The sequence below is a fragment of the Stenotrophomonas sp. GD03877 genome, from assembly GCF_029840555.1.
GTDB classification, from domain to species: Bacteria; Pseudomonadota; Gammaproteobacteria; order Xanthomonadales; family Xanthomonadaceae; genus Stenotrophomonas; species Stenotrophomonas geniculata.
Genome location: NZ_JAOCCT010000032.1, coordinates 48,284 through 64,666 on the forward strand (window position 1 = coordinate 48,284; position 16,383 = coordinate 64,666).

Genomic DNA, 16,383 nt, shown 5'->3' on the forward strand with positions numbered 1-16,383 from the left:
CAGTTCAGCCGATCCGGCGCAGGCGGCGGCGCGCCAGCAGCAGCGCCACCACCGTGACCAACAGCAGCACCAGCAGATGGCCTGCCATGCTGCCCACCGACGGCAGCCCGACTACCGGCAGCGCCAGCTGCGCCAGATGCCAGGTCGGCCACAGCGGTGCCATCGTCGAAAACACCTTGGGCAACGCCGACAGCGGCAGCCACAGGCCCGACAGCAGGGCCAGTGGCAGGTAGACCAGGTTGACCATCGCCGGCGCTGCGCTGGCACTGACATGGCTGCCGATCAGCAGGCCGATCGCCCCCAGCGGCAGCGCAGCCAGGCCCGCCACCGCCAGCAGCTGCAGCACCTGCAGGGCGTGCAGCTGCACACCCCCCAGCACAGATGCCACGCCGATCAACAACGAGGCCACCAGCAGCGCGAACAGCACGGCCATCGCCAGTCGCGCCAGCAGCGGCGCCGCCGGCGGCATCGGCAGCGCCCGCTTGAGCGTAAGCAGCCCGCCTTCTCGGTCCAGCGCCAGCTGCACGCCGAAGCCGAACAGCGCCGGGGCCATCGCGCCGAACACGCAGTAGGTGGCCAACAGGTACAGCGGTGCGTGGCCACGGCCCAACAGCACGCCGAACAGCAGGTAGAAAAGCACCGGGAACAGCAGCGAAGGTACGGCAAAGGCGGGCGTACGCCAGGCGCGGCGCAGTTCGGCCACCAGCTCAGCGCGGTACGGACGCAGGGCTTGGCGCCAGGCAGATGCCTGCGCCGGTGCGGTACCGGTGCGGGTCATCGTGTTCATGCGGCCTCCCGGGTCAGGTCGAGGAAGGCGTCGGCCAGCGCCGCGCCCTGTACTTCCAGCTCACGCAACTGCGCGTCGGCCGCCAGCAGGCGTGCCACCACCGGCTCGGCCGGGCTCGCCAGCAGCTGCAGATGCTCGCCGTCGCGCTGCACCTGCTGCACGCCCGCCCAGTGCTGCACGTCCTCGACAGCCAGCGCGCTGCGGCAGCGGATGCGGCGCGGCCGGTCGGCCAGGCGCAGCTCGGCCAAGGGTGCGTCGGCCAGTACCCGGCCGCCTTCCAGCACCACGACGCGCTGCGCCAGCGCCTCGGCCTCTTCCAGATAGTGTGTCGTAAGCAGCACGCCGCAGCCTTCGGCCACCAACTGCCGCACCGCCTGCCACATCGCCTGCCGCGCCTGGATGTCCAGCCCGGTGGTGGGCTCGTCCAGAAACAGCACCCGCGGGCGGCCGCACAGCGCGATGGCGAACTGCACGGCGCGCTGCTGGCCGCCGGACAGCTGGCCGTAGCGGCGGCGCGCCAGCGCCTGCAGTCCGGCGCGCTGCAGTACCTCCGGCAACGGCATCGGGTCGGGGTAACAGGCACTGGCCTGGGCCACCAGCTCGTCCACCTGCAGCATCGGCGGCAGGTTCGTGCTCTGCAGCATCACGCCCAGGCCCAATCGGCTGGCCCGCTGCTGCGGGTCGCCACCGAGCAGCTCGACCAGGCCAGCATCGGCGCGACGCTGGCCCAACAGCACGCTGATCGCGGTACTCTTGCCGGCACCGTTGCGGCCCAGCAATGCCAGCACCTGGCCAGCGCGGACCTGCAGGTCGATGCCATGCAGGGCGGTATGGTCGCGGTAGCGCACCTGCACCTGCTGCAGGCGGGCCAGCGACGGGGCGATCGGATCCATGGGCGGTACCGGTAGCGGGGACGTTGCCATCCTGTACCGGCGTGGTCACATTTCGCAGTTGCCGCCGTCAGTGTCATCGGGTGACAGCTGTCACTGCCGTCATCGCCGTACCTGCCTTCATGCTGTGCCGCACGCTCCACCGCCGGAACCGCCGCCGTCTGCCCTTCCGGCCACACCCGCCCGAACGCCTGTGATGGAACGAATGAACGCTTCTGCCGAGCTGTTGAAGGAACTCCGTATCGACCGCAAATCGCCCCCGCCGGCCTCCGGTGGTGGCAGCAACGGCGGTGGTCGCCGTTGGTTGTGGATCGCGATCATCGTGGCCGTGCTGCTGATCGCCGCCGCCGTCGCCTTCCTGTTCGGCCGTGCGCCGGCCGTGGAGGTGGAAACCGCGCCCGCCGTGGCCATCCAGCAGGGCAATGCCAGCAGTTCGGTGCTCGACGCCAGCGGCTACGTGGTCGCCCGCCGCATGGCCACGGTCTCGGCCAAGATCACCGGCAAGGTGCGCGAGGTGATGATCGAGGAGGGCATGCGCGTGGAACAGGGCCAGATCATGGCCACGCTGGACCCGATTGATGCCGACGCCCAGCGCAGCCTGTATGCCTCGCAGCTTCAGGCCGCACGCAGCCAGGTGGCCGGGCTGGAGGCGCAGCAGAAGCAGGCCACCGCCGAAGCCAGCCGCCTGCAGGCACTCGTCGGCCAGCAGCTGGTATCGCGCTCACAGTACGACCAGGCCGTGGCACAGCGCGACAGCCTGCGTGCGCAGCTGGAGACCGCCCAGCGCAACGTCAAGGTCGCCAACGACCAGCTGGCCATCGCCGATCTGGGCGTGGACAACAACATCGTGCGCGCGCCGTTCTCCGGGGTGGTCACCGCCAAGGCCGCGCAGCCCGGCGAAATCGTTTCGCCGCTGTCGGCAGGCGGTGGCTTCACCCGTACCGGCATCGGCACCATCGTCGACATGGACTCGCTGGAGATCGAAGTCGAGGTGGGCGAGGCCTTCATCGGCCGCGTGCAGCCGAAGATGCCGGTGGAAGCCACGCTCAACGCCTATCCGGAGTGGAAGATTCCGGGCGAGGTGATCGCCATCATCCCCACCGCCGACCGCGGCAAGGCCACGGTGAAGGTGCGCGTGGCGCTGAAAGTGAAGGACCCACGCATCGTGCCGGAGATGGGCGTGCGGGTCAGCTTCCTGGAACAGGCCCAGCCGCAGGCAGCCGCCAAGCCGCAGGGTGTGCGCGTGCCGGGCGGCGCCGTGGTGCAGCGCGAGGGCGCATCGGTGGCCTTCGTGCTGGGTGACGAAAACCGGGTACAGCACCGCAAGGTCGAGGCCGGCCAGGCGATGGGCAAGGACCGCCAGATCCTCAAGGGCGTGAGTGCAGGTGAATCGGTGGTGGTGAACCCGCCGGACACCCTGCGCGATGGCGCCAAGGTGCAACAGAAACAAGCGCAGTAACGGCCTGGCGCCAACGGGCGCCGCCGGCAACACCGCTTGACGCACGCCTGCGGCCACCGCAGGTGCGCTTCCTCGTTTCCCGCCTTCCGTGGAGAACCACCCATGTCGACCCTGGTTTCACTGCGCAACATCACCAAGACCTATCAGCGTGGCCCCGAGAAAGTGCAGGTGCTGCACGGCATCGACCTGGACATCGCCAGCGGCGACTTCGTCGCGCTGATGGGCCCGTCCGGTTCGGGCAAGACCACCCTGCTCAACCTGATCGGTGGGCTGGACAACCCCAGTGGCGGCGAAATCAGCATCGAAGGCGAGCGCATCGACCAGATGAGCGGTAGCCAGCTGTCGACCTGGCGCAGCCACCACGTTGGCTTCGTGTTCCAGTTCTACAACCTGATGCCGATGCTGACCGCGCAGAAGAACGTGGAACTGCCACTGCTGCTGACCCACCTCAATGCGGCGCAGCGCCGCCGCAATGCGGAGATCGCGCTGACCCTGGTGGGCCTGGCCGATCGCCGCAGCCATCGCCCGAATGAACTGTCCGGCGGCCAGCAGCAGCGCGTGGCGATCGCCCGAGCGATCGTCTCCGACCCGACCTTCCTGATCTGCGACGAACCGACCGGCGACCTCGACCGCCAGTCCGCCGAGGAGATCCTCGGCCTGCTGCAGCAGCTCAACCGCGAACACGGCAAGACCATCATCATGGTCACCCATGACCCGAAGGCCGCCGAGTACGCCACGCACACGGTGCACCTGGACAAGGGCGAGCTGGCCGACGCGCCGCTGGCCCACTGACGGAGGCCACGGCGATGAAATACTTCTCGTTGGTGTGGGCGCAGCTGTTCCGCAGCCGCACGCGCACCTTGTTGACCCTGCTGTCGGTGGTGGCCGCGTTCCTGCTGTTCGGCATGCTCGACTCGGTGCGCGTGGCGTTCTCGTCCGGCGGCAGCGTGGAAGGCGCCAACCGCCTGGTGGTGGCCTCGCGGCTGTCGATCACCCAGTCACTGCCGATCCGCTTGGAAACCCAGATCCGCCAGGTGGCCGGCGTGCGCGACGTGGCCTATGGCATGTGGTTCGGTGGCATCTACCAGGACCCGAAGAACTTCTTCCCGAACTTCTCGGTGTCGCCCAACTACTTCGATGTCTACCGCGAGCTGCAGATCGATCCGGCGCAGCTGGAAGACTGGAAGCAGACCCGCACCGGCGCCATCGTCGGCGAAACCCTGGCCAAGCAGTTCGGCTGGAAGATCGGCGACACCATCCCGCTGCAGGCCACCATCTTCCCGCGTGGCGGCAGCAACGACTGGCCGCTGGAACTGAAGGGCATCTACCGCTCGAAGGATCGCGCGCTGGCGGCCAATGAAGAACGCCAGTTGATGATGAACTGGAAGTACTTCGATGAATCCAACGACTACATCAAGAACCAGGTGAGCTGGTACACGGTGACGCTGGACAATCCGGATCAGTCGTCGCGGGTGGCGCAGGCCATCGATGCGATCTCGGCCAACTCCGACCACGAAACCAAGACCCAGACCGAGTCGGCGTTCCAGCAGGCGTTCGTCAAGCAGTTCGCCGACATCGGCATGATCGTCACCTCGATCATGGGCGCGGTGTTCTTCACCCTGCTGCTGTTGACCGGCAACACCATGGCGCAGGCGGTGCGCGAGCGTATTCCGGAACTGGCGACGCTGAAGACGCTGGGCTTCAAGGACAGCACCGTGCTGACCCTGGTGATGGTCGAATCGGTGCTGCTGATCGGCCTCGGTGGACTGCTCGGCATGGGCCTGGCGGCGTTGATCCTGCCGGCCATCAGCCCGAAGAGCATGGGCATGCTGCCGCCGCACGTACCGACGCCGACCTGGCTGGTGGGCATCGTCCTGATCGTGGTGATCGGCATCGTGGTCGGGCTGCTGCCCGCACTGCGCGCCAAGCGCCTGAAGATCGTCGACGCGCTCGCCGGCCGCTGAAGAGGACACCGACATGAACAAGCTCAAGAAGTGGCTGGGAAACGCGGTGACCGTGCTGTTGCTGGCCGTCGGCCTGGCGGTGTGGATCGGCCTGCCGTGGATCGGCGTGCTGGCCATCGCGGTGCTGGTGGGGCTGTGGCTGGCGCTCACCCGCAGTGGACGGCTGGCGCTGGCCGCCACCCGCATCGGCATTGCCAGCCTGCCGCAGCGCTGGGGTGCGTCCTCGGTGATCGTGGTCGGCATCGCCGGCGTCGTCGGCGTGCTGGTGGCGATGCTGGCGATGGGCGAAGGCTTCCAGGCCACGCTCAACAACACCGGCGATGACACCACCGCGATCGTGCTGCGCGGCGGTTCGCAGGCCGAGACCAACTCGGTCATCACCCGCGAACAGGTCCCTACGCTGTCCACGCTGCCCGGCATCACCCGCGATGCGCAGGGGCGACCGCTGCTGTCGCCGGAGCTGTCGCAGGTGGTCAACCTGGTGTCCAAGGCCGATGGTACCGACGTCAACGCGCAGTTCCGCGGCGTCGGCCCGCAGGCGTGGGCGGTGCACGACAAGGTCAAGATCGTCGAAGGCCGCACGTTCGCCACTGGCCTGCGCGAGATCGTGGTCGGCCAGGGCGCCAAGGGCCAGTTCCGCAATCTGGATGTGGGCAGGACGCTGACCCTGGGCAACCAGACCTGGACCGTGGTGGGCGTCTTCGCCACCGGCGATGCACATAATTCGGAACTGTGGACCGACGCCGATACGCTGGCCACCACCTACCAGCGCAGTGCGTGGCAGTCGATCAGCGTGCGCACCGATGGCAAGGCCGGCTTCGAGCAGTTCAAGGCCGCCGTCGCCGCTGATCCACGCCTGAAGCTGGACGTGGAAACCACCCGTGTCTACTACAGCAAGCAGGGCGGTGGGCTGACCAAGCTGATCGACATCCTCGGCAAGGTAATCGGCACGATCATGGCGGTCGGTGCGGTGTTCGGCGCGCTCAACACCATGTATGCGGCCGTGGCCACGCGTGCGCGCGAGATCGCCACCATGCGCGCGATCGGCTTCCGGGGCCTGCCGGTGGTGACCGCGGTGATGCTGGAGACGATGCTGCTGGCGCTGCTGGGTGGCCTGCTCGGCTGTGCGGTGGCATGGCTGCTGTTCAATGGCTACAGCGTGTCCACCATCGGCAGCAACTTCAGCGCGGTGGTGTTCAAGTTCCATGTGTCGCCGGAACTGCTGTGGACGGGTTTGAAATGGGCGCTGGGCATCGGCCTGGTCGGCGGCCTGTTCCCGGCGCTGCGCGCGGCCCGGTTGCCGATCACCACGGCGCTGCGCGAAACCTGAACATTTCTCAGCGATAGATTGCGCATCCTGCAGAGGGACGGAGCCAAGGCTCCGTCCCTTTTTGTTTGCACATCATCCATGCATGGCGCGGATGGGTGCCTGCGCACACGCACTGCTACAGATCGGCGGAAATCCGCCGCTATCGATGCCTCTGCCCATCGCGCATGCAACGTGCGTGACGCTGCGCACGTCGCATCTGTGGATTGTTGGTTGCGATTCATCTTCGCGCACATTCAGCGGCAGGGCGACAAACAGTTACGAATGGAAACACTCTAGAATCCCGGCCCCCACGTTGGTTTGCAGCACCCCACGCGCCCACAGAACGGACGCTTGTTTTCCTGAAACACGAGATGTCACGGATGTCCCTGAAAACCACTCCGCTGCGCAACGCGATCGTCATCGCGCTGGCCGCCAGCTGCACCACCCCCGCCTTCGCACAGAGCGCCGGCGATACCCCGACCAACCTCGACCGCATCGAGATCACCGGCTCGCGCATCCGCCAGGCCAGCGTCGAGACCGCACAGCCGGTCGTCGCGCTCAGCCGCGCCGAGATCGAGAAGAAGGGCTACATCAACGTCGCCGACATCCTGCAGGACGTCACCGCCGCCGGTGCTCCGAGCCTGAGCCGCTCGTCGTCGCTGAGTTCTTCGCGCGACTTCGGCGGCACGTACGTCAGCCTGCGCAACCTCGGCCCGGAACGCAGCCTGGTGCTGATCGACGGCCGCCGCATGGGCGTCAGCGCTGGTGGCTACTCCGACCTGGCTTCGATTCCGTCCGCCATCGTCGAGCGCGTGGAAGTGCTGACCGACGGCGCATCCGCGCTGTACGGCTCGGACGCCATCGCCGGTGTGGTCAACATCATCACCCGCAAGAACTTCGACGGTGGCGAAGCCAGCGTCTACGTCGGCCAGTACGGTGAAGGCGACGGTCAGAAGCGCTCCTACAGCGCCACCTTCGGCAAGACCTTCGACCGCGGCTGGTTCAGCGTCGGCGCCGAGCGCACCAAGGAAGACGAGATCCTCGGCAGCGAGCGCGAGTTCAGCCGTTACCCGGGTGGCCCGCGCCACGCCGATGACGTCGACGCGCTGAGCCCGACCACCCAGTGGGGCACCGTCACCGTCGGCGGCAAGCCGCTGACCGTGGGCCCGGGCGGTAATCCGAGCCAGGCTGGCAACTTCCACACCCCGGACCCGGCTGATGGTGCCAACGCCAAGACCAACATGAGCCTGCTGAGCGGTCTGGAGCGCACCTCGGTGTTCGCCAACGGTGGTTTCTCGATCACCGACAACCTGCGCATCGTGGCCGACGCGCTGTACAGCAAGCGCGAGTCGACCAAGCACCTGGCCGGCTACCCGTACTCGGTATCGGCCGCACAGGCCCGCAATGGCACCCGTGCTGCCTTGTCCAAGGACAGCACCTTCAACAAGTGGGGCCAGGACGTCCTGTTCTCGCACCGCACTGAAGAACTGCCGCGCGGCACCGAGAACAACCTGGACACCAAGCGCGCCAGCATCGGCCTTGAAGGCAGCTTCGAAACCGGTTCGCGTTACTGGGACTGGAACGTCAGCTACATGTACAACCGCAATGAAGGCGAGCGCATCGGTACCGGCAGCATGTACCAGCCGCACGTCGACCTGGCGGTCGGCCCGTCCTTCATGGATGGCACCGTGGCACGCTGCGGCACCCCGGGTGCGGTGATCGCCGGCTGCGTGCCGTGGAACCCGGCCGCACCGATGGGCTATGCGGGCCCGGGCTCGCTGGGCAACCAGGACGTGCAGGACTACCTGTTCACCCGCTTCGTGGACAAGATGAAGAGCACCACCAAGGTGGCCAGCGCCAACATCTCCGGCTCGCTGTTCACTCTGCCTGCCGGTGACATCATGGGTGCGATGGGCTTCGAGCACCGCAGCGAAGAGGCCAGCTACACCCCGGACCTGATGGTGCAGAAGGGCCAGATCGCCGGCACCACCGGCCAGCCGACCCGTGGCGATTACTCGCTCAACGAGGTCTACCTGGAAATGCAGGTGCCGCTGCTGGCCGACATGCCGTTCGCGCGTGAACTGTCGCTGGACCTGGCCGGTCGTTACACCGACTACAACACCTTCGGTTCGACCACCAACAGCAAGTTCGGCCTGAAGTGGAAGCCGATCGACAGCCTGCTGGTGCGCGCGACCTACGGTACCGGCTTCCGTGCACCCACCGTGGACGATCTCTACGGCGGCGCCGTGTCCAGCCGCGATTCGTTCACCGATCCGTGCGATACGAAGTTCGGCATCGCCGCCAGCAGCCCGACCGTGGCAGCACGCTGCAAGGCGCTGAATGTGCCCGCCAACTTCCGTCAGCAGACCGGTGCGGACGGCAACCTTGCCAACCGCCCGGGCCAGCAGGCCACCTCCGATTTCAACTCGGGTTCCAACCCGGAACTGAAGCCGGAAACCGCCAAGACCTGGACCGTCGGCCTGGTCTACAGCCCGGAATTCGTGCAGGGCCTGGACGTCAGCCTGGACTGGTGGAAGATCCGCATCAACAACGCCATCGTCGGCGAGTCGGCCACCGACATCCTCAACCAGTGCTACGTGCAGGGCGTGGATTCGGCCTGCGGTCGCTTCACCCGTTCCACCGCTGCGGCCACCCGTGGCCAGGTCTCGGCGCTGGATCGTTCGCTGGTCAACGCTGGCTATCGCGAAACCGCCGGCTATGACATCGGCGTGCGTTACCGCCTGCCGGAAACCGCGTACGGCAAGTTCGCCATCAACTGGAACACCACCTACACCGACTACCTGGAGCAGCGCAACGACAGCGCCGCTACCACGCCGGTGGAGCAGAAGACCGGCTGGCAGGGCAACTTCCGCGTGCGTTCGACCTTCAACCTGGATTGGCAGTACGGCGATCTGGGCATCGGCTGGACCGCCCGCTACTACTCGGGCATGAAGGAAGCCTGCTCGTATGACCTGGCCGGTGGCCCGGACTGCAACATGGCCGGCTTCGTCTCGCCGTACACCGATGCGCAGCCGAGCCGCAAGGTGGGCTCCAACACCTTCCACGACCTGCAGGTGCGTTACAGCCTGCCGTGGGACGGCACCGTGTCGCTGGGCGTGAACAACGTCTTCGACCACCAGGGTCCGATCATGTACAGCCAGCCGAACAGCAGCTTCACCTACTACGGTGGCTTCGACATCGGTCGTTTCATGTACATGAAGTACCAGCAGCGCTTCTAAGCCTGCAACCGCGTTCCCGCCACCGCCATCTCTCTCCTGGCGGTGGATGGAAGCAGAACGGCGCCCCTCGGGGCGCCGTTCTTTTTTTGCGGAAAGCGTGGCCGGATCCCGGCGCCGCTACCGCTTGCGCATCGTGCGGATGTTGTCGCCGACGAACAGCACCAGGCCGGCCCAGATCGCCGCGAAGCCGATCGCCTTGGCGGTATCGAACGCTTCGTGGAAGAAGAACACGCCCAGCAGCAGCTGCAGGCTCGGCGCGATGTACTGCAGGATGCCGACCAGCGACAGCGGAATGCGCTTCACGCCGTAAGCAAAGCCGATCAGCGGCACGGCCGTCACCGCACCGCCGAAGATCAGCAGCAGGTCGTTGCGCCAGCCCCAGCCATGGAAGAACGCGCCGCCATGGCCGTTCTCGGCCCAGATCGCGAACGCCAGCGCCGGCAGGAACAGGTACATGCTCTCCACGCCCAGCCCGGCCACCGGATCGACCGAAACCAGCTTGCGCAGCAGCCCATACAGGCCGAACGAACAGGCCAGGCCCAACGCGATCCACGGCGGCGTGCCCGCATCGATGGTCAGCCAGGCCACACCCACCGCCGCCATCGCCACCGCCACCCACTGCAGGCGGCGCAGGCGCTCCTTCAGCACCAGCACGCCCAGCAGCACGTTCACCAGCGGGTTGATGAAGTAACCCAGGCTGGTTTCGATCACATGGCCGGCGTTGACCGCCCAGATGTACAGGCCCCAGTTGAACGCGATGGTCAGGCTCGACACCAGCAGGATCGGCAGCGCGCGCGGCTGTGCGGCGATCTTCTGCCACCAGCCCAGGCGCGAACTGAGCAGCAGCCAGCCCAGCACCAGCACGGTGCTCCAGATGATGCGGTGGGCGATGATCTGGAACGAGGGGACCTCGTTGAGCAGGTGCCAGTACACCGGCACCAACCCCCAGATCACGAAGGTGGACGCAGTGACCAGCAGGCCCCGGCGTTGTTCTTTCTCGTCCATGCTCATTTCTTTCGTGTCCTTGCCATTGTCAGCACCACCACACCCAGAAGAATCACCGCCATGGCGAGGAAGTCCCGCCATCCAAAGCGTTCACCATTCAATGCAGCGCCCAGCAGCACGGCAATCACCGGATTGACGTACGCATAGCTGCCCGCCAGCGCCGGGCGCACGTTCTGCAGCAGCCATACGTAGGCGGTGAACGCGACGATGGAACCGAACACGCACAGGTAGGCCATCGCCAGCAGGCCACCGATATCGGGCAGCGTGGTGGGGCGTTCGCCCACGGCCAGGCCGATCAGCACCAGCAGCACGCCGCCGCAGATCATCTGCCCGGCAGCGGTCATGAACGGGCCCGGCAGGTCCAGGCCACGTGACCACACCGAACCGAACGCCCAGCCAATCGGTGCGATCAGCAGCAGCACCAGCCCGGTCGGCGAGGCGGTCAGGCTGCTGCCGGCATTGAGCCAGACCACGCCGACAAAGCCGACCGCGATGCCCAGCCATTCACCCTTGCTGGCATGTTGGCCACGCAGCGCCGAGAAAAGCGCCATCCACAGCGGCACCGAGGCCACCGCGGTAGCGGCCAGTCCCGAAGACACCTCACGCTCGGCCAGCACCACCATGCCGTTGCCCAGCACCAGCATGGTCACGCCCATCACCACCAGGTTGCGCCACTGCCGCAGGGTCGGGTTCGGCATCGTCCAGAACAGGCGCAAGGCCAGGAACATCAGGCCACCGGCAATGATGAACCGGCTGCCGGAGACCATCGTCAGCGGCAGCGCGCCGCCGTGCAGGGCCTTGGCGATGCCCAGGTAGGTCGAGCCCCAGACCACGTAGACCAGCAGCAATGCCAGCGCGACAAGGCCACCCCGGGGGGCAGCCGCAGACGAAGAAGGGGGAGCCGACATGACACACCAGGGAGCCGGGGGAAGGCGGATTCTAGGACGTTTTGAGTATGGTCCGGCACCCCGGACGGTGGCACGCTGTCATCCATCCATGCACCCTGCTCTGGTCTGCTACCCCGTGTTGACGGCCGATGCAGTACCAAGAGGGCTGCCCGGCCGCGCCGCCCCAAGGCCGGGCGCCGTTTTCCCTGCGCACGGACGCGCCGCATCGAGGATTCCCACCCAGATGAGCACCACGTCCCAACCTGCCGTACCCGCAAATGACCGCGCCGCCCTGCGGCGGTCGATCTCCAACACCCTCAAAGGCTCCGCCGGCAACCTGGTGGAGTGGTATGACGTCTACGTGTACTCGGTGTTCGCCGTGTACTTCGAATCGCAGTTCTTCTCGCCGGACGACAAGAACTCCACGATGTACGTGTGGGCGATCTTCGCCGCAACGTTCCTGATGCGCCCGATCGGCGCCTGGTTCTTCGGCCGCTTCGCCGACCGCCACGGCCGCCGCCTGGCGCTGACCGTCTCGGTCACCCTGATGGCGCTGTGCTCGTTCCTCATCGCCATCACCCCCACCGCTGCCAGCATCGGCATCTGGGCCGCCGTGATCCTGCTGTTCGCACGCCTGCTGCAGGGCTTCGCCACCGGTGGCGAGTACGGCGCCAGCGCCACCTACATGTCCGAGGCGGCCATTCCCGGCCGACGCGGTTTCCTGTCCTCCTTCCACTACGTCACCCTGGTCGGCGGCCATGTGCTGGCCCAGCTGACCCTGCTGCTGATGCTGACCTTCTGGGGCAAGCCGGAGATCTCCGAGTGGGGCTGGCGCATCGCCTTCGGCATCGGTGGCATCGCCGCGGTGGTGGTGTTCTGGCTGCGGCGGGGCATGGACGAGTCGCTGTCGGAGTCGTCCATCGAAGCCGCACGCGAAGGCAAGGCACAGAAGTCCGGTTCGATGTACGAGCTGTTCGTGCACCAGTGGCGGCCGCTGCTGCTGTGCTTCCTGATCACCGCCGGTGGCACCGTGGCCTTCTACACCTACTCGGTGAACGGCCCGAAGATGATCCAGAGCGCCTTCGCCGGCAACGACCCGATGACCGGCACCCTGATCAACCTGGGCGTGCTGGCGTTCCTGATGGTGCTGCAGCCGGTCGGCGGCTGGCTGTCGGACATCATCGGCCGCAAGACCCTGCTGGTGTTCTTCGGCGTCGGCGGCGTGCTGTACAGCTGGTACCTGATCACCCAGCTGCCGCACCAGCATGACGCCACCCTGGCCTTCCTGACCCTGGCCATGGCCTTCGTCATCCTCACCGGCTACACCTCCATCAACGCGGTGGTGAAGGCCGAGCTGTTCCCCACCCACGTGCGTGCACTGGGCGTGGGCCTGGGTTACGCGCTGGCCAACTCGCTGTTCGGTGGCACCGCCCCGCTGCTGTACCAGGGCGCGCTGAAGACCGGCCATGTCGACTGGTTCGCTATCTACGTAACCGCCACGATCGCGGTATCGTTGGTGGTCTATGTGTTCTTCCTTACCAACAAGGGCCCGAACTGGCTCGACGGCACCCGCAAGTAAGCGCGTTGCCGTAATTGCGGCCACCGGTGCAATGCCGGTGGCCGCTGCGTCTCCCGCCACGCCACTGATGTGGATCGCGGCGACGCTGGCCGCAACCACGGCACTGGCCTGGCTGCTGCGCCGCCCCAACGCACAGGCCGCATGGCCACGCATCGGGTTCGGGATCGCCCTGCTGGTGTTCTGCGGCGCGCTGGCGCTGCAGCTGGCGGTGGACCTGGGCAGCGGCCACAGCTCGCTGCAACTGCGCCTGCACCGCGGCATCAACGCAGGATCACCGGTTGGCCTGCGTACGATGGTGGCGTGCTATCTGGCCGCGCTCGCTGCCAGTGGCTGGGGCGCATGGACGCTGTTGCGCCGGCGCTGATGAGCGCGCGATCGTGCCGGCCGCTGGCCGGCACTACTTCAGCGGCGGGCCGCTTCGCTCTTGTCGCGCGCGCCGCGGAACTCCGATTCCTTTTCCCACGTCGGCCAGCGGCGGCTGTTGGCCAGCTCGGCGCCCAGGTCATAGACCAGCAGGGTGTCAGCCGCGTGGCCGCTCGGGTCCCAGCTCGGGGTCCAGGCATCGCAGGCCTGGTGGTAGCAGTCGGCGAAGTACTTCTCGCGCAGCGCGCGGCCGGCTTCAACACCGCCATCCAGCTTGTCCAGGCCCGGGCCGATGGTGATCGCCGGCACGCCCAGGCGGGCGAAGGCGAAGTGGTCGGCGCGGTAGAAGAAGCCCGCTTCCAGGTTCGGGTCCGGGCTGTAGCTGCGGCCGCGGGCCTTGGCCACGCGTTCCAGATCGCCTTCCAGCGACACCCTGCCCTTGCCCCACGAAGCGATGTCGCGGGTCGGGCCATCCGGGCTGAACATTTCGATGTTCAGCACTGCGGCGGTCTTGTCCAGCGGCGCCAGCGGGTGCGCGGCGTAGTAGCTGGCGCCCAGCAGGCCCTTCTCTTCGGCGGTAAGGGCCACGAAGTACAGCGTGCGCTGCGGCTGCGGGCCGGCGGCGAACACGCGGCCCAGTTCCAGCACCGTGGCCACGCCAGTGGCGTTGTCGATCGCACCACGGCGGATGCGGTCGCCCTTGGCATCGGCCTGGCCGATACCGAACGCATCCCAGTGCGCGGAGAAGATCACGGCCTCGTCGGCGTGTTCACCACCGGGCAGCTTGGCCACCACGTTGCGGGTCACCACCTGCTCGCGCTTGAGCGCGAAATCCACGCTCAGCTTCGCGTTGTCCAGTGCTACCGGGCGGAAGTCTGCACGCATCGCCTTGCGCTTCTCGGCATCGAAGTCGAGGCCGGCGTCGGCGAAGATCGCCTCGGCCAGTTCGCGCTGCATCCAGCCGCGCAGCGGCGTGTGCTGCGCCATCGCCTCGGCCTGGCCGCGCTCGATGTCGAACAGCGGCGAGGTGCCCGAGCTCTTCACCGTGGCCCAGCCATACGCAGCCGGCGCGGTCTCGTGAACGATCAGCACGCCTTCGGCACCACGGCGCGCGGCTTCCTCGAACTTGTAGGTCCAGCGGCCGTAATAGGTCACCGCCTTGCCATCGAACGCGCCCGGCGCATCGGCTTCGAAATCGGCGTCATTGATCAGCACGACGGCGATCTTGCCGTGCAGGTCCACGTCCTTGTAGTCGTTCCAGTGGCGTTCCGGCGCATCGATGCCGTATCCGACGAACACCAGCGGCGCATCCTTGATCTGCACGCGCTTGCGCGGTTGCAGGCTCTGCAGGGTCACGTCCACGCCGTTGGCCAGCGCGCGGCTGCCCTGCTTCAGCGACAGGCTGGCCTTGGCCGGGCCCTCCAGCTGAGCGCGCACCAGTGGCACCGGCTGCACCCAGCTGCCATCCACGCCACCCGGCTGCAGGCCGTAGCTGCGGAACTGCTCGATCAGGTACTGCACCGTGCGCTCTTCGCCCTCGGTGGCCGGCGCGCGGCCCTCGAATTCATCCGACGCCAGCACGCGCACGTGGCGCGACAGTGCCTGCGGATCGATGCCGCCACCGGGAAGGTCATTGGCCGCATGGGCCAGGCCACCGACGAACAGGCAGGACGACAGCAGCAACACGCGCATCGGATTCACGGCAGTACCACGGCTAGCTTGGAAGTCACCAGAGTGTAACGTGGTCGTGACATCACGGCGCAGCCTGGGCCCACGTCATCCACGCATGGCGTGGATCTACCTGCTGATGCGGTCCAGCCAGCAGGCCAGGCCCTGCGCATTGAGTTCGATGTCCATCGCCAGCACCGCAGTCACCGCCGCATCGTCCAGCGCACAGCCATGCAGCTGTGCACGTTCCAGGTACAGCGCCTGCAGTGCAGCCAGCAGGCAGCGGTGACGGTCCGGCCGGCCATCGCACTGGCGGCCGATGGCGGCCATCGCATCGATCTGCTCGAACAGGTCGTCGGCCAGTTTCTCCACCTGTTCCACACGACCGTAGTGGGTCAGGTACATCGCCTGCGGGCCGTAGCCCAGCATGCGCTGGATCGAGGCCTTCATCGCCTCCGGATCGAACTGCACCGGCGATGACGTGGGGAAGATGAAAGCGCCCTGCGCACTGTCCAGCTCGCGGTAGGAGATGCCGAAGGTATCGCCGGTGAACCAGCTGCGGCTGCGCGCATCCCACACGCAGTAGTGGTGCAGCGCGTGGCCCGGCGTGTGCAGCAGCACCAGCTCGCGGCCGGCCAGGTCGATGCGGTGGCCGTCCTCGGCCACCACCACGCGGTGTTCGGCAATCGCCTCGATGCGGCCATAGCTGCGTGCGATCTCTTCGGCACCGTACACCGCCGTCGCACCGGCAATCAGCCGGGTCGGGTCGATCATGTGCGGCGCACCGCGCGGGTGCAGCACCGCCTTTGCGTTCGGCAGCTGCTGCATCAGCAAGCCTGCGCCGCCGGCGTGGTCCAGGTGCACGTGCGTGAGCAGCAGCCAGTCCACCGCGTCCACGCCCAGGCCGGCGTCGGCCAGCGCCTGCAGCATGGCCGGCACTGACAGGCCGGTGCCGCAGTCGACGAACGCGGCGCGGCCGTTCTCAACGATCAGATAGGCCGCGTCGAAGTCGGGACGCTGGAAGCCGGTATCGATGGTGTGGATGCTGGGGTCGGCGGTCATCGGCACGCACCTGGCAGGATCGGGAACAGACACCATGGTAGGCGCGCAGGCGGCCCGGGTTCGATGCGGCTTTGGTCGGAGGGCGCTCTTCTGTAGAGCCGAGCCCACGCTCGGCTGCCATTCTGTCAGGCATCAGCCGAGCATAGGCTCGGCTCTACAGAGACACGCGAA

General features: G+C 67.1%; 13 protein-coding genes. 7 read left to right on the plus strand and 6 right to left on the minus strand.

Going from position 1 to position 16,383, the window contains the following annotated elements:
- Window positions 1-4 precede the first annotated feature (4 nt).
- Window positions 5-787, minus strand: a complete 783-nt coding sequence (locus N5D20_RS19785; protein WP_279914919.1) for an ABC transporter permease — start codon at window positions 785-787, stop codon at window positions 5-7.
- A complete protein-coding gene (locus tag N5D20_RS19790) occupies window positions 784-1,680 on the minus strand; it encodes an ABC transporter ATP-binding protein (protein ID WP_049409931.1) in 897 nt (298 codons plus the stop codon). Before N5D20_RS19790 ends, N5D20_RS19785 begins: the two co-directional genes overlap by 4 nt.
- A gap of 202 nt (window positions 1,681-1,882) precedes the next feature.
- Between N5D20_RS19790 and N5D20_RS19795 the strand changes: the two genes are divergently transcribed.
- From N5D20_RS19795 to N5D20_RS19815, 5 genes are all read left to right on the plus strand, one after another.
- On the plus strand, window positions 1,883-3,136 hold the full coding sequence (locus N5D20_RS19795; protein WP_279914918.1) for an efflux RND transporter periplasmic adaptor subunit: 1,254 nt from the start codon (window positions 1,883-1,885) through the stop codon (window positions 3,134-3,136).
- A gap of 102 nt (window positions 3,137-3,238) precedes the next feature.
- Window positions 3,239-3,928 (plus strand): ABC transporter ATP-binding protein, encoded by a 690-nt coding sequence (locus N5D20_RS19800; protein WP_010486958.1) that lies wholly within the window; start codon window positions 3,239-3,241, stop codon window positions 3,926-3,928.
- A gap of 14 nt (window positions 3,929-3,942) precedes the next feature.
- Window positions 3,943-5,100: an FtsX-like permease family protein gene (locus N5D20_RS19805; protein ID WP_241877833.1), complete on the plus strand. Its 1,158-nt coding sequence runs from the start codon at window positions 3,943-3,945 to the stop codon at window positions 5,098-5,100.
- Between the two features lie 13 nt (window positions 5,101-5,113).
- Complete coding sequence (locus N5D20_RS19810) at window positions 5,114-6,430, plus strand: ABC transporter permease (RefSeq protein WP_279914916.1); 1,317 nt, start codon at window positions 5,114-5,116, stop codon at window positions 6,428-6,430.
- Between the two features lie 359 nt (window positions 6,431-6,789).
- Entirely contained in the window at window positions 6,790-9,648 is a 2,859-nt protein-coding gene (locus tag N5D20_RS19815) for a TonB-dependent receptor (protein ID WP_010486961.1), read from the plus strand.
- 117 nt (window positions 9,649-9,765) lie between these two features.
- Here N5D20_RS19815 and rarD read toward each other — a convergent pair whose 3' ends face one another.
- Together rarD and yedA are read right to left on the minus strand one after the other, a co-directional pair.
- Complete coding sequence (rarD, locus tag N5D20_RS19820; protein WP_019338652.1) at window positions 9,766-10,659, minus strand: EamA family transporter RarD; 894 nt, start codon at window positions 10,657-10,659, stop codon at window positions 9,766-9,768.
- Window positions 10,656-11,561, minus strand: coding sequence for a drug/metabolite exporter YedA (gene yedA, locus N5D20_RS19825; protein ID WP_049454352.1), 906 nt, complete (start codon window positions 11,559-11,561; stop codon window positions 10,656-10,658). Before yedA ends, rarD begins: the two co-directional genes overlap by 4 nt.
- Window positions 11,562-11,784: 223 nt before the next feature.
- On the opposite strand from yedA, the gene N5D20_RS19830 reads away from it, so the two are divergent.
- Both N5D20_RS19830 and N5D20_RS19835 read left to right on the plus strand, forming a co-directional pair.
- Window positions 11,785-13,119 carry an MFS transporter gene (locus N5D20_RS19830; protein WP_010486964.1) on the plus strand — a complete coding sequence of 445 codons (1,335 nt, stop codon included), beginning with the start codon at window positions 11,785-11,787 and terminating at the stop codon, window positions 13,117-13,119.
- A gap of 67 nt (window positions 13,120-13,186) precedes the next feature.
- Window positions 13,187-13,483: a hypothetical protein gene (locus N5D20_RS19835; protein WP_049435524.1), complete on the plus strand. Its 297-nt coding sequence runs from the start codon at window positions 13,187-13,189 to the stop codon at window positions 13,481-13,483.
- Between the two features lie 38 nt (window positions 13,484-13,521).
- Here the strand turns inward: N5D20_RS19835 and N5D20_RS19840 are convergent, their stop codons facing one another.
- Both N5D20_RS19840 and N5D20_RS19845 read right to left on the minus strand, forming a co-directional pair.
- On the minus strand, window positions 13,522-15,174 hold the full coding sequence (locus N5D20_RS19840) for a M28 family metallopeptidase (protein ID WP_279914940.1): 1,653 nt from the start codon (window positions 15,172-15,174) through the stop codon (window positions 13,522-13,524).
- Window positions 15,175-15,279: 105 nt separating this feature from the next.
- The gene (locus tag N5D20_RS19845; protein ID WP_279914915.1) at window positions 15,280-16,212 is read right to left on the minus strand and encodes an MBL fold metallo-hydrolase; all 933 of its coding nucleotides are present in this window, start codon (window positions 16,210-16,212) and stop codon (window positions 15,280-15,282) included.
- Window positions 16,213-16,383: the final 171 nt, after the last annotated feature.